Origin of the sequence: Agarivorans aestuarii (assembly GCF_019670125.1) — a bacterium.
Lineage (GTDB): Bacteria > Pseudomonadota > Gammaproteobacteria > Enterobacterales > Celerinatantimonadaceae > Agarivorans > Agarivorans aestuarii.
Genome location: NZ_AP023033.1, coordinates 3,087,574 through 3,101,346, shown reverse-complemented (window position 1 = coordinate 3,101,346; position 13,773 = coordinate 3,087,574). Strand labels below are relative to the sequence as shown.

The window sequence follows — 13,773 nt, the reverse complement described above, 5'->3', positions numbered from 1 at the left end:
TTAGTTCGATTGGTATAAATAGCTACTTCGGAGTAGGGGCCTTCCACAGTGCGTAGTTGTTTTTGCCATTATGTTTAACTTGGTACATGGCTTGGTCTGCGCGATGGAGAATTTGGTTAAATTCTTCGTTGTGGCGGTGAAAACTGCATATACCAATGCTTAGGCTCACCGAAACTTCAATATGATTAAAACTATGAGTTTGGTTGAAACTATCGAGCAATGTTTTAGCCTGTTGCTCTAGCTGCTCGGTATCACTAAAGGGCAGCAGTATGGCAAACTCATCACCGCCAATGCGCCCTGCCTTTGCGTTTTCAGGACAGCAATCTTGGATACGTTTAGCACAAGCTTTTAGTATTTGATCGCCCGCAGTATGGCCATACTGGTCGTTAATTGGTTTGAATTGATCTAAATCGACAAACATTAAGGTGCCGCCGTTGGCATCTATGGTTTGGCAAAATCGGTTGAACTCCGTTTCAAATGCATGGCGGTTTAGTAAACCCGTTAAGGTGTCATGGTGAGCCAACTTAGATAAGCGGTGTTGGTCTACGCGTAGTTGCGTGACATCGATATGCGTGCCAATCACTCGAAGTGGGTTATTGTCGCGATCATACTCTTGAATGGTACCGCGGTCTTTAATCCAGCGAGTACTGCCATCTTGATGTACCATGCGATATTCAATATTGTATTCATTGCTATGCCCACGAATCATCGATTCAAAAGCATCAATAGCTAGTTCTTTGTCTTCGGGGTGAAGGTTAGATTTCCAATTTTCGTAGAGTGCTTCTTGCTCAGAAGCTGAAATGCCACAAATTTTTCCGTATTCACAATTGTAAAGACTAAGCCTACCACTAGGAATATCCTGCTCCCAAAGCACAAGTCCGCTGTCGTTTAGGGCAATATTAAGAAGGTTTTTAGTGTCATCGAGTTGGGATTGTAGATGCCGATTTTGCTCGCGCAGTTCGGCGATAATCTTGTCGCTTTCATCCATTAATGCGGCTTCACAATGTGTTTACAATTGTAAGCAGTTTATCAAATTTTACTCTCGCTTTCCTATAATTATTTGACTCCCTGGTCAAATCTAAAGGGCGATACAGTTTTTTATTCCGTATCGCCAAGTTTACAAGCTGTTATTTAAGGCCTTAATTCTTACCAAGAACCAGTGCTTGGCATAGATGCCCAAGGCTCTTGTGGAGGTAGAGATTCTCCTTGTTGCAAGAGTTCTACAGAGATCCCATCTGGAGAAACGATAAATGCCATATGGCCGTCTCTTGGTGGGCGGTTAATAGTTATACCGGCATCTTGCAGTTTTTGGCACAAGCCATAAATGTCTTTTACTGACACAGCAATGTGACCAAAGTTACGACCGCCGGTGTAGCTTTCCTGTTGGCCATTTTCATCTGGCCAGTTGTAAGTTAATTCTAAGCAAGGCGCGTTTTCGGCTTTTACTCGCTCAATGTCTTCATCGGCAGCCAAATAGATGAGAGAGAAACGCCCTTGTTCGCTTTCGTAACGACGCACTTCGCTCATGCCAAGTAAATCGCAGTAGAAACGCATGGACTCGTCGAGATCTTTAACTCGAACCATGGTGTGAAGAAACTTCATATTGTCTTCCTGTTAGTTTAATAATGATTAGGTTTTTGCTAATCCTGAGTAACGCAGACATCTTCTTTGGGAATGCAGCTACAACTCAAGATATAGCCTTGTTGTTTTTCATCGTCGGTTAATCCGCTATCTTCTAGTACTTCAACTTCACCACTTTGCAGCTTAACTTTGCAGCTGCCACAAAAGCCGCCACGGCAAGAGTAAGGTAAGTTTAGGCCTGCTTGTTCTGCTTGCTCTAATAAGTTTTGCTGATTGTTGCCTTGAAGGTAGGTATCCCAACTGTCGAATAAAATATTCAGCGCTTTAGTCTCTGAACTCGTGGTAGCGTGATGACCAAAGCTCTCTTCGTAATAATCGTCTTCATGTAAACCTAAGGCTAACAGTTGTTCTTTAGCGCTTTGCATAAAGGTTTGCGGGCCACATACATACACAGCGCGTTGTTCTAAATCTGCTACATCCATTAACATGCCTCGGTTTAGGCGACCTTGATAGCCTTGCCAGTTTTCAGGGGCTTGTTGGGTGAGTGTATAGCGGATACTGCAGTGACTAAAGCTTTGGCTAAGTAGCGCTAGCTCTTGCTCGGCAATGAGGTCATTTTCACTATGAGCACTATGCAAAAACACAATATCTCTGTCGATATTCAAATCACTTAAATAGCGTAGCATCGACAACATAGGGGTAATACCACTACCGGCGGAGAGTAAAAGTAATTTGGCATTGCTACTTTGCTTAACATGAAAATCGCCATCAGGGGCATGGGCTTTTAAGCTCATGCCTGGCTTGAGGGTATCATGAAGCCAGTTAGACACTTGGCCATTAAGCACCCGTTTAACGGTAATGGCTAAGCGTTGTGGGCGAGTAGGGGAGCTAGAAAGCGTGTAGTTGCGGCGCAGTGGCTTTCCGTCAACTTCAAACTCGAAGCCTATATATTGGCCTGGCAAATATTCGCTCAAGGTTTGCTCGGGGGCCTCAAAGATAAAGGTTTTTACATCGTGAGTTTCTTGTTTTACTGCTAAACAACGTAACTCAAGTGCCTCACCTTGTTGCCACTGTTGTTTGTCTGGGGAAGCTTGGCTTCGTTTATTTACGTTTTCTGGGTAACGCTCTGGTGTGCGAGTTTCAAGCACTTCTACTGGGTCGTATAAGCTAATATTTCCGCTGTTAAGCGCAACGACATTTTGCCCAAAATAAAGATTGCCGTCTTCACCTTGGCGATACTTAGCTAGAGTACTAAGTGGTTCTTTGTTGGCATCAAACTCACCAGTGCGCTGGTCAAGGGTGGTAAATACACAACGTGAGCAAGGGTTTTGCACTTCAAATTCTACTTCACCAATCTTAAAGCGCTTCCAGCCGTCCTCGGCAAAAGCATCGGTATTTTTAACCACTAAGTTGGGGCGAAATTGTTCCATGCTGTGTTTGGTGGTAGAGCGTAGGTTCAAGTCTTCAAGTGATGCTTCTGAGATCAGTAACAGTGGGTAACCATCGGCAAAGGCGACTTGGCTTTCACGCTGTTTTACCAAACGAGATGAATGTTCACCAAAAAATACTAAGTGGCATTTTTCCCCCAAATAGCGACTAAACCATTGGTCGTAAGATTCACTGCAATGCTGGGCTTGCACTGTATCCTTCCAAATCATTATCTCTTTATAGTGACTAGAGAACTCGGCATATTGTATCGCTAAGTTTGGCATGTTCTCGGCTCTTAGCTGCAAACCTGTTTGGGTAAGCGCAGCATGAACTTGAGCCAACTTTGGGTGAGTACGTGCGGTAATTTGTTTGCCATCCGGTTGGCAAACCACAAAGCGTCGGTCAAAGGCTAAGCCATGTTCTTCAACAAAGGCATGATTTAGATGAATACCTGCGGTTGATTTGATCGGATAAACACTTAATTGACTAACACGAGCATCATTCACTGCTTGAGCTTCCTTTTGCCTATTTAATCTAGCAATAGTACTCAAGGTGATTTCATCAAGCTATAGCTAACAGCTGGTTTCCTCATGCTATTTGCTAAATTGTTCACTTGGCAAATTGAATACTAATATTTATACTGTTTTTATATACAGTTTTGAGGCGATAGCTGTGGCAGATTTACAGCCAATACAACGTAAAATAATCCATGTAGATATGGACTGTTTTTATGCAGCTGTAGAAATGCGAGACCAGCCAGAGCTAGCCAACGTTCCCTTGGCTGTAGGCGGCATGCGCAGCGGTCGCGGGGTGTTGACGACTTGTAACTACCTTGCGCGTGAATATGGTGTTCGCTCAGCCATGCCAACCCATAAAGCACTGCAACTTTGCCCACATTTGGTATTGGTGCCTCCGCGCATGCAGGTTTATCAGGAAGTGAGCCGAGAGGTACAAAGTGTTTTTCATGATTACGCCGACGCCATTGAGCCATTATCTTTAGATGAAGCCTTTTTGGATGTGAGCAATAGTGAGGCCTGCAAAGGCTCAGCCACTCTTATTGCAGAGCAAATCCGCCAAGATATCTTTGCTAAAACAGGTCTAACAGCTTCTGCTGGTGTAGCACCAGTTAAGTTCTTAGCCAAAATTGCTTCAGACTTAAACAAGCCCAATGGCCTGTATGTAATTAAGCCTGAGCAAGTGAGCGAATTTATCGAGACGCTGGCGTTGGAAAAAATCTCTGGGGTGGGCAAGGTGAGTATTGAAAAGTTGCACCATCAAGGCTTATATACTGGCGGTGATATTCGCCGAGCCGATAAAGATAAGTTAAAGCAACTATTTGGGAAGTTTGGCGAGATGTTATGGTTGCGCTGCCAAGGGGTGGATGAGCGGGCGGTAAGTAACGATCGTAAGCGAAAATCCGTGGCTGTAGAGCGCACCTTTGCCAAAGATGAAGGCAATCCTGCTATTTTGATTGAGCGTTTGTTAGCTTTGCTGCCAGAGTTAAAGCGGCGTAGTGAAAAGCATTTAAAGCAAGCCAAAATGAATAAACTTGGGGTGAAGATTAAGTTTGCTGACTTTCAACAAACCACTAAAGAGCAACAGTGTCAGCGTATTGATGAGTCGGCATTATTAGAATTGTTTGAAGAAGCGTTCGCTAGAGGAAAAGGTAAGGCCGTTCGACTGATAGGTTTACATATTGGTTTGGCCTATGAGCAGCAAAACCAGTCACCACAACTGGTTTTGCCCTTCGAGCCCTTAACTACTTAGTGAGGTCTCGGTCGTAGCTAAGTCGCTTAGCTGTACTTACATTTAAGCCAAAGACTCAAAACGTAGCGATAAGATCTTTGCTTATCTTCATGTTAAGGATGATAGGCAAACAGGCTAATAAACCAGTTTGCTTTTCGCTTAACTAATTAGGCTTTAGCTGGAATGTTGTTAAGTACACTAACTAGTAGTTGCCAGTATTTTTCTACCGCGGCAATTTCTACCTTTTCGTCTGGGCTATGTGGAAACTTAATGGTTGGTCCAAACGATGCCATATCCCACTCTGGGTAAGCGCTTTTAAATAAACCGCATTCTAGGCCGGCGTGAATAACCATTACATTTGGGCACTTGCCAAATAGCTCTTGGTAGCTTTGTTGAACTACGCTTTTCATTACCGAGTCTGCTTCAGGCTTCCAACCAGGGTAAGCGCCAGTATGGCTTACTTCTGCATCGGTTAAGCTGAATAGTGAAGCTAGGCTTGCCTCTACTTGTAAGCGGCTTGAATCAATAAGCGAGCGGACTAAAATTTTAGCGTCGATAGTGGATTCTGTTTGGCTAATTACGCCCAGGTTTAGCGAAGTTTCTACAACACCTGTTACCGTTTGGCTCATGCTCACCACGCCATTGGTGCAGGCATTTAAACTGGCGATAAGTTGTTGAGATAAGTTTGTGCTCAAGCTTTGCTCTGGAGTAGTAAGCTGCTCATTGCTAATGCTTAAGCCTGTTTCAACTAAGCCAAATTCATCGATGAACTGGCTGCGCTGCTGTTCGATAACTTGCTCAAGTTCGGCTTGCTTGGCTGCATTAAATACCAAGGTACAGCTTGCTTCGCGAGGAATGGCATTGCGCAGGCTTCCACCTTGAATCTGGCAAATTACTGGTTCAATGCCTTGCTGCTGCAGAGCTGCTAATAAACGCACTAACAGTTTATTAGCGTTGGCTCGGCCGGTATCAATGTCACAACCTGAGTGACCGCCTTTTAAGCCTTTAACTGTTAACTCTACGGCTAGTTGCTCTGCGTTAGTAGCTTGCTGTTCTAGGGGGAAGCTTACGTTAGTATCGCCGCCGCCAGCACAACCCATATACACTTCACCTTCTTGCTCTGAGTCGGTGTTAATCAGCAGTTTGCCTTCTAATACACCAGCTTGTAAGCCAAAAGCGCCGGTCATTCCTGCTTCTTCGTCAATAGTGAACAAGGCTTCTATAGGGCCATGAGCAATCTCGTTACTGGTTAAAATGGCCAGTATTGATGCGCCACCAATGCCGTTGTCTGCACCTAGGGTGGTGCCTTCTGCGGTTACCCACTCGCCATCTATGTAAGGGCGGATGGGATCTTTGGTAAAGTCGTGCTGAGTGTCGTTATTAGCTTGCGGCACCATGTCTAAGTGGGCTTGCAAGATTACCCCTTGGCGATCTTCCATGCCAGCGGTGGCTGGCTTTTTGATGATTACATTGCCAACTTCGTCTTGAAAATGCTCAAGTTGGTGCTCAGCGGCCAAACCCATTACCCAGTCAATCATTGCTTGTTCATGTTTAGAGGGGTGGGGAATAGAACACATGGTTTCGAAGTGTTGCCATAAGCCCTGAGGGTGAAGTGAAGATAGTGTAGACACAAAGCCACCTTTTAATTGTATTACTAGTATGAATAGGACTTTATCAGCTAGAAACCTTGAATATAAGTCTGTTTATGTGCTTTTCGTTGGAATAATTGTTTGTGAGCAATAAAGCTACTGTTCAACTGATTGTTTTCTTAATAGTGGCTAGCATGATAATCACTATCAAGAAAGTATCAAAATTCCCATATAAACTAAATAATCTCAGCAACTCGACGCATATTAACGCTATGAGTTGGTGATTTTAGCTTTTTTTGCTGATCTAGCGCAGGTTGGTTGCATCATCGGCTAGCTTCTTAGATTTGGGATGAATATAATGCCACGCGATTTCTGCTAGCAGCATAACGGAGTGCCTGTTAGTGGTCCAAATAACCAACTGTCTGTCCAAGGAACATACGCCGCTATGTTAGAGAAATTATTTAAGCTAAAAGAGCACGGAACCAATGTGCGCACAGAGGTCATTGCAGGTTTAACCACCTTCTTAACTATGGCCTACATTATCTTTGTTAACCCTAGCATGCTTGCTGCTACAGAGATGGATCAAGGTGCAGTATTTGTTGCAACCTGTTTGGCTGCGGCCATTGGCTGTTTCATTATGGGCCTGTACGCTAACTACCCAATTGCTCAAGCGCCTGGCATGGGCTTAAATGCCTTTTTCACCTACGGCGTTGTACTAGGCATGGGCCATACTTGGCAGGTTGCTTTAGGTGCAGTGTTCTTGTCGGGTGTTATCTTCATTTTGCTAAGCCTATTTAAAGTGCGTGAGTGGATTATTAACTCGATTCCGCAAACTTTACGTGTAGGTATTGCTGCAGGTATCGGTTTATTCCTTGGTTTTATTGCGCTTAAAAACGCAGGTATTGTGGTTGATAACCCAGCTACTTTAGTAAGTTTAGGCAGCGAAAACCCGCACCAGATGATTCTGGCTGCTTTAGGTTTCTTCTTAATTATTGGCCTTGAATACCGCAAGGTAAAAGGCGGCGTATTAATCTCTATCCTAGCAATTACGGTACTGTCTATTATATTGGGATACACCCAATATGGCGGCATTGTATCTATGCCACCAAATCCAGCGCCGACCTTCTTACAGCTAGATATTATGGGTGCCTTAGATGTCACCATGATTAGCGTTATTTTTGCCTTCTTGTTTGTAGATTTATTCGACACTGCAGGTACCTTAACGGCAGTTGCCCAACGCGGTAACTTGCTTGACGAGAAAGGCCGTTTACCTAATCTTAAAAAAGCGTTGATGGCAGACTCTAGTGCTACTATTGCCGGTTCATTATTAGGTACTTCAAGCACTACTTCTTACATTGAAAGTGGTGCTGGTGTAGAAGCCGGTGGCCGTACTGGTTTAACTGCTGTGGTTGTGGGCATTCTGTTTATTCTTGCTCTATTGTTCTCGCCGTTGGCGGGTATGATTCCAGCTTATGCAACAGCTGGCGCACTGTTCTACGTATGTACCTTAATGCTATCGGGCTTAATTAATGTAGATTGGACAGACCTTACTGAAGCTGCTCCAGCAGCGATTGTAGCTATTTTAATGCCACTGTCGTTCTCTATCGCAGACGGTATCGCTTTGGGCTTTATCTCTTACGCGGTAATTAAGCTACTCGCGGGTCGTTATAAAGAAGTACCATTAAGTGTTTGGGTACTAGCTGCTGTATTTGTGCTTAAGTTCGCTTTCTTCTAAAGCTGACAAATTCAGAATACATGCTAAGCCGTCACATCGTGGCGGCTTTTTTTTGTGATATATTTTATAAATTGATAAGCAAGTGAGTAGGTTGTTTTGAAAGAAAATCTGTCAGAAGTATTGTTTAAACCACGTATTAATGTGGTGGAAACATCCACCGTGTCTAACTCGAGCGCGGCTCAATTAACCGCGGTAGGCCAAGAAGAAGGTCGCAATTGGTATCGTATCCTGCGCAGAGAGTACTGGGCTTGGCTAGGTTTGGATCCTATTGAAACAGAAAGCCTGTTTGCCGACATCGCAATGTGCGATAAACCGCGCACTAGCGAGTTGCTCGATACCATTGGCGGTTACCAGCCGGGCAACTGGAACTACGAATGGATGCAACGTGCAGTTAAACACCAAATTTCAGCTAAAGATGCCGAGCAAAATGGTCAGCGAGATAAAGCCTACCAAGAGTTTTTGCTAGCCAGTTATAGCGCCACTATTGCTGCCTACCCACATTTTAAGGGTGATGATTTAGTTGCTTCAGCTCATGCTTTAGCTCACAGCAATTTAATGGCTGCTACAGAGCAAAGTAAATATGAGTGTAAAACCATAAACGTACCGATAGACGGTAAACAAGTTGCTTGTTATTTGCATCTTCCAGATACCGACTCGGTAAAACCAGTGGTGATGGTGAGTGGCGGCTTAGACACCATTCAAACTGAGCTTTACCCGTTTTTTGAACGCTTCTTAGCGCCTGCAGGTATTGCCATGTTAACCGTAGACATGCCAGGAGCGGGGCATTGCCTTAACTGGAAGCTGCAACAAGATAGCAGCCGTATTCACTTAGCCATTCTCGATCACTTACCTCAAGTGCCCTGGGTGGATCATGCCCGTGTTGCCATGTTGGGTTATCGCTTTGCCGGTAATGTAGCCGCTCGCTTGGCCTTTGTTGCCGCAGAGCGTCTGCGCGCAGTGGTTACTATTGGTGCGCCAGTAGACCGATTATTTAGCGATATACAGCGATTTAATAACTTACCGCAAATGTATCAAGATTGTTTAGCTAATCGCAGTGGGGTTAATGCCTCAAATACTGAAGGACTCTATTATCGCTGTATGCCTTTGTCCTTGAAAACTCAGGGCATACTTGGCGGGCCAAGAACAAAGTTGCCAATGTTTGTGGTTGGCCGTAAAAATGACGCAATATGCCCAGAAACCGATGTTTCTTTACTTAGTATGGCTTCGCCAAATTGCAAGGTTGAAGTGCTGAAAGAGCTTGATTCACTACAAAATTACAATCAGATCTTCACTAAGGTCACGCATTGGCTACAAAAGCAATTGTGATTTAGCTTAATTGTGGTCATTATGGACATACGGTACGTTATACAAACTATTGTCCTACTGTGGAGAGATTAAGCGCATGGAAGTGACTTGGCCAAGCCATGGAAAGTTAACATCGAGATTTACGGCCATGGGTCCGTATTTTCGTAAAGAACACAGCAGCAAAGAAATGTACTTTTTTGATTGCCTTGCCTCTTGTGTAAGCTCTAAACCTGCAGCTGATGAACGCGAGTTTTATGGCTGGTGGTTTGAATTACGGGTAAACGAAGACAGTTTTGAATACCACTACTGGTTTGGTTTATACGACAAGCAAGGCGAATGGCAGGAAGGTACCATTCCGAGTAAACACCAAACAGAAGTGCAACAGTCACTAGAGGTGTTTTATCAAAAGCTGCTGGATACACTGCAAAAGTTGGAGTTAGACCTAAGCGCTGCCCCCTCTTTGTCCCCCAATTTAGCTCTCCCGGCAGCGTAAGCCGAAGAGTTCCGCAAAAAAATGGCGCACAGGCTCTGTGCGTCGGTTTAATATCAGGTAGAATACTCGCTTTGCATTTTAGCCGAGTTGGAATAGTAAAATAGCATGTCGAAGCAAACCATCGTCGTTAAGTTAGGCACCAGTGTGTTAACCAGCGGCACGTCTAAACTTGACCGCGCCCATATGATAGAGCTGGTACGCCAATGCGCGCTGCTACGAAAGGCGGGTCATCAACTTATTGTGGTTACTTCTGGAGCCATTGCCGCCGGTCGCGAGCACTTATCGCTAACCCATGGCAATATCGCGCCCACCATTGCTAATAAGCAAATGCTCGCTGCAGTGGGGCAAAGCCGACTCATTCAAGTATGGGAAAGCCTATTTAGCATCTACGATATTCATGTAGGCCAAATGCTGTTAACTCGCGCCGATTTAGAGGACCGCGAGCGTTTCCTTAACGCTAAAGACATGCTTAAAGCGCTACTCAATCATGGCATTGTACCTATCATCAACGAAAATGACGCGGTAGCCACTGCAGAAATTAAAGTGGGTGATAACGACAACTTGTCGGCGCTAGCGGCTATTTTAGGCGAAGCAGACAAACTATTATTACTAACCGACCAACCTGGTCTGTTTACTGCCGATCCGCGTAATAACCCGGATGCTAAACTCATTGAAGAAGTGGCCGAGATTGATGCCTCTATTCGCTCTTTAGCTGGCGATAGTGTAAGCGGTTTGGGTACTGGTGGTATGGCAACTAAACTGCAAGCCGCCGAAATAGCCGGTAGAGCAGGCATTGAAGTAGTAATAGCCGCAGGCCACAGTGAGAACGTAATTACCCGCTTAAGTGAAGGAAAAAGTGTTGGCACTCGTTTCCCGCCAACCAATAGCCCGCTGGAAAATCGCAAACAATGGATTTTGGCTGGGCCTCCTCCACATGGCGAGTTAGTATTGGATGACGGCGCATGTAAAGCAGTAGTAGAGCGTGGTTCTAGTTTGCTGCCCAAAGGGATTACCGCGATAAACGGCGAGTTTAACCGCGGCGATGTGGTACGCATTGTAAATCCGCAAGGTGGTGAAATTGCCCGTGGTATTTGCCGCTATCCGGCCAAAGATATGAATTTAATTAAAGGGCTACATTCAGAGCAAATTGATAAGACTCTGGGTTATGGCTACGGATCAGTTGCGGTGCACCGTGACGATTTAGTTTTAAAATAGGAATTGTTAGATGAGCTTACAAACACTTGGTCAACAGGCTAAACAAGCCAGCTTTGATTTGGCCACCTTAAGTACTAGCCAAAAAAACGCAGCCTTGGCGGCAATTGCTGATCAGCTTGAAGCTCAGCAAGAAAGCATTTTAGCGGCTAATAAAATAGATTTAGACGCCGCTCGCCAATCGGGTTTATCTGAAGCATTACTCGATCGCTTAATGCTAAACAGTGAGCGACTAGCAGGTATTGCTAGCGATGTTCGCAACGTTATTTCGCTTAACGATCCTATTGGTAGCGAAATGGATTGCCGCGTATTAGAAAATGGCCTGCGCCTATCGCGCCGCCGTGTACCGCTTGGCGTAGTAGGGGTTATTTATGAAGCCCGCCCTAACGTAACTATTGATATCGCAGCGCTATGTTTAAAAACCGGCAATGCCAGTATTTTGCGTGGCGGTAAAGAGACCTTCCACTCAAACATGGCCTTGGTAGCAGTTATTCAATCTGCTTTAGAGCAAAGTGGATTACCAGCGGCTGCGGTTCAATACATCGAAAAGCCTGATCGTGAGCTGGTGGCAGAGCTGCTTCGTTTAGATGAATACGTGGATATGATTATTCCTCGTGGCGGCGCTGGCCTGCACAAGATGTGTCAGGAGAATAGCACTATTCCAGTGATTATCGGCGGCTTTGGCATTAGCCATATTTACGTTGATAACTCGGTAGATTTAGCAGCAGCACTAGATGTAATTGAAAACTCTAAGGTGCAGCGTCCTTCGGCGTGTAACGCCTTAGACAGCCTGTTAGTTGACCAGAACGTAGCAGCTGAGTTACTGCCAATGCTAGCTGAGCGCATGGACAAAGCCTCGGTTAAGTTAGTGGCTACCGAAAACGCCATGGCTGGCTTGGCAAATGCGCAAGACTTACAAGCGGCTGGCGAAGGTGATTTTGATACAGAATGGCTAAGCTACACCTTGGGTGTAAAAGTTGTTGCCGATGTAGAAGAAGCAATCGCTCACATGCGTACGCACAACGCTAGCCATTCAGACGCAATTTTGTCGAATAACTTAAATGCTGTAGAGCGTTTTGTGAATGCTGCTGGATCTGCCGCGGTTTATGTAAATGCTTCAACCCGCTTCACCGACGGTGCGCAATTTGGTTTAGGTGCCGAAGTGGCAGTATCTACCCAAAAGCTGCATGCTCGCGGCCCAATGGGCTTAGAAGAGTTAACCTCTTACAAGTGGATCGGTATTGGCGACATGTTAGCTCGCCCTTAAGTTTTAATTCACTTATGCTAAAAGCCTGCTTTGCAGGCTTTTTTGTTTTTGGGATGCAGGAGTATGCGTATGTCTCGCCAACTTTGGTTAATTCGCCATGCTAAATCCAGTTGGGGCGACCCAAGCTTAAGTGATAAACAACGCCCCTTAGCAGAGCGCGGCCACAAGGCCGCAAAGCTTATGGCAAGCCACTACGCGAGCCAGTTCTCTCAGCTTGAATTAGTACATTGCTCACCAGCACTGCGTGCCCAGCAAACCTGCGAGTATTGGTTAGCACAGCGCAGCCAATACCTTAAAGGTAGTGAGGTAGAGGTCGACCTTCAAATCACTTGTGAAAACAGCCTATATACATTTCGCTGGGCAGATTTACTGGTACATATTCAAAGCTTGCCTAAGCAAATAAGTAAAGTTGCGCTAGTAGGGCATAACCCAGCTTTTGAAGATCTCGTTAACTACTTAACGGGCGAAGACTTAATCAAGTTTCCTACCGCAAGCCTAGCGGTGATTGAGGCTGAGTTAGATTGGCAAAATTGGAGTGAGCAGAGCGCCTATTTAAGTTTGTTTGATACGCCCAAGAAGTTGGCGGCTAGGTTGTAGTTTATCACTCATCAATAAGCGCTTTGGATTTCTCTCTGTTTGGAATAAAGCATTAATGCCGCCAACAGCGGCTGCTTGGCTTTGTTGGATGCATTAGTAGTAATCTGAAATATTGCTGGCATCATTGATATACACTTTATGTGATGAATACTCTTCTTGAGGCTTTGCTGCTCGCTCAAACACACGAAAACTCACTTCACTATTGGGTTGAACAGCTAGCCCATAAATTGAATCAGAGACAGAATCTATTAATTTTCCTTCAGTATTGAAAAAGCGAACTTCAATTTGAAAGTTTTCCCATCCGTATTGCGATGAATTTTCAATCATGCCTATTGTCACAGTATATATTTTCTTTTTGCAGTCTCCACAATCACTGAAACTTAACTCTGATGATTTAACTATAATTTCATCTTTATGGTCTACAAAGGAGACTGGTGGTTGATACTCATTATTATTTGTTGATTTAACAAACGTTACACTGAAAAAGATTATTAAAAGTATAATAATTAATGGTAAGTATTGTTTGAATGCAGAAAGCCTGTTTTGTGGTGTTCTACAATGAGGGCAGTACTTGGCTTTAGTATTTACAAGCCCATAACAGGCCTTACAGTTTGTTTCGTTTTCCATTATTTCTTCTGTTTATAAACTTTATGTTAATTAGGCTATCATTTTTTATTATCTATATCAGCTTCTTAGCGATAAAGTAACAAAAAAGTCAATATGAAAGGGTGCAAGTACCTTTAGAAAGCAGTAGCTGCAAGCTGTTGTATAAGCTCGGTGTTTTTATGAGTGCTGAAACATGTAAAGAGCGAGAAGCACG

General features: G+C 44.4%; 12 protein-coding genes. 7 read left to right on the top strand and 5 right to left on the bottom strand.

The window, feature by feature from the left end; translation table 11 throughout:
• Positions 1-22 precede the first annotated feature (22 nt).
• The 3 genes from K5609_RS14395 to K5609_RS14385 form a co-directional block, all read right to left on the bottom strand.
• Positions 23-988, bottom strand: coding sequence for a GGDEF domain-containing protein (locus K5609_RS14395; protein ID WP_221074257.1), 966 nt, complete (start codon positions 986-988; stop codon positions 23-25).
• Positions 989-1,146: 158 nt separating this feature from the next.
• Positions 1,147-1,602 (bottom strand): lactoylglutathione lyase, encoded by a 456-nt coding sequence (gene gloA, locus K5609_RS14390; RefSeq protein ID WP_221074256.1) that lies wholly within the window; start codon positions 1,600-1,602, stop codon positions 1,147-1,149.
• Between the two features lie 38 nt (positions 1,603-1,640).
• Complete coding sequence (locus tag K5609_RS14385; RefSeq protein ID WP_221074255.1) at positions 1,641-3,515, bottom strand: hybrid-cluster NAD(P)-dependent oxidoreductase; 1,875 nt, start codon at positions 3,513-3,515, stop codon at positions 1,641-1,643.
• 166 nt (positions 3,516-3,681) lie between these two features.
• Between K5609_RS14385 and dinB the strand changes: the two genes are divergently transcribed.
• Positions 3,682-4,776, top strand: coding sequence for a DNA polymerase IV (dinB, locus tag K5609_RS14380; protein WP_221074254.1), 1,095 nt, complete (start codon positions 3,682-3,684; stop codon positions 4,774-4,776).
• A gap of 146 nt (positions 4,777-4,922) precedes the next feature.
• Here the strand turns inward: dinB and K5609_RS14375 are convergent, their stop codons facing one another.
• A complete protein-coding gene (locus K5609_RS14375) occupies positions 4,923-6,386 on the bottom strand; it encodes an aminoacyl-histidine dipeptidase (protein ID WP_221074253.1) in 1,464 nt (487 codons plus the stop codon).
• 403 nt (positions 6,387-6,789) lie between these two features.
• On the opposite strand from K5609_RS14375, the gene K5609_RS14370 reads away from it, so the two are divergent.
• The 6 genes from K5609_RS14370 (at position 6,790) to K5609_RS14345 (ending at position 12,953) form a co-directional block, all read left to right on the top strand.
• Positions 6,790-8,079: an NCS2 family permease gene (locus K5609_RS14370; protein ID WP_221074252.1), complete on the top strand. Its 1,290-nt coding sequence runs from the start codon at positions 6,790-6,792 to the stop codon at positions 8,077-8,079.
• Positions 8,080-8,175: 96 nt separating this feature from the next.
• Positions 8,176-9,405, top strand: coding sequence for an alpha/beta hydrolase (locus K5609_RS14365; RefSeq protein WP_221074251.1), 1,230 nt, complete (start codon positions 8,176-8,178; stop codon positions 9,403-9,405).
• A gap of 76 nt (positions 9,406-9,481) precedes the next feature.
• Positions 9,482-9,877 carry a sigma factor-binding protein Crl gene (gene crl, locus K5609_RS14360; protein WP_016402229.1) on the top strand — a complete coding sequence of 132 codons (396 nt, stop codon included), beginning with the start codon at positions 9,482-9,484 and terminating at the stop codon, positions 9,875-9,877.
• Between the two features lie 105 nt (positions 9,878-9,982).
• Positions 9,983-11,092: a glutamate 5-kinase gene (gene proB / locus K5609_RS14355; RefSeq protein ID WP_221074250.1), complete on the top strand. Its 1,110-nt coding sequence runs from the start codon at positions 9,983-9,985 to the stop codon at positions 11,090-11,092.
• Positions 11,093-11,102: 10 nt separating this feature from the next.
• Entirely contained in the window at positions 11,103-12,356 is a 1,254-nt protein-coding gene (locus tag K5609_RS14350) for a glutamate-5-semialdehyde dehydrogenase (RefSeq protein ID WP_221074249.1), read from the top strand.
• 69 nt (positions 12,357-12,425) lie between these two features.
• Positions 12,426-12,953 (top strand): SixA phosphatase family protein, encoded by a 528-nt coding sequence (locus K5609_RS14345; protein ID WP_221074248.1) that lies wholly within the window; start codon positions 12,426-12,428, stop codon positions 12,951-12,953.
• Positions 12,954-13,046: 93 nt separating this feature from the next.
• Here the strand turns inward: K5609_RS14345 and K5609_RS14340 are convergent, their stop codons facing one another.
• Positions 13,047-13,580: a hypothetical protein gene (locus K5609_RS14340; protein WP_221074247.1), complete on the bottom strand. Its 534-nt coding sequence runs from the start codon at positions 13,578-13,580 to the stop codon at positions 13,047-13,049.
• Between the last annotated feature and the right edge of the window lie 193 nt (positions 13,581-13,773).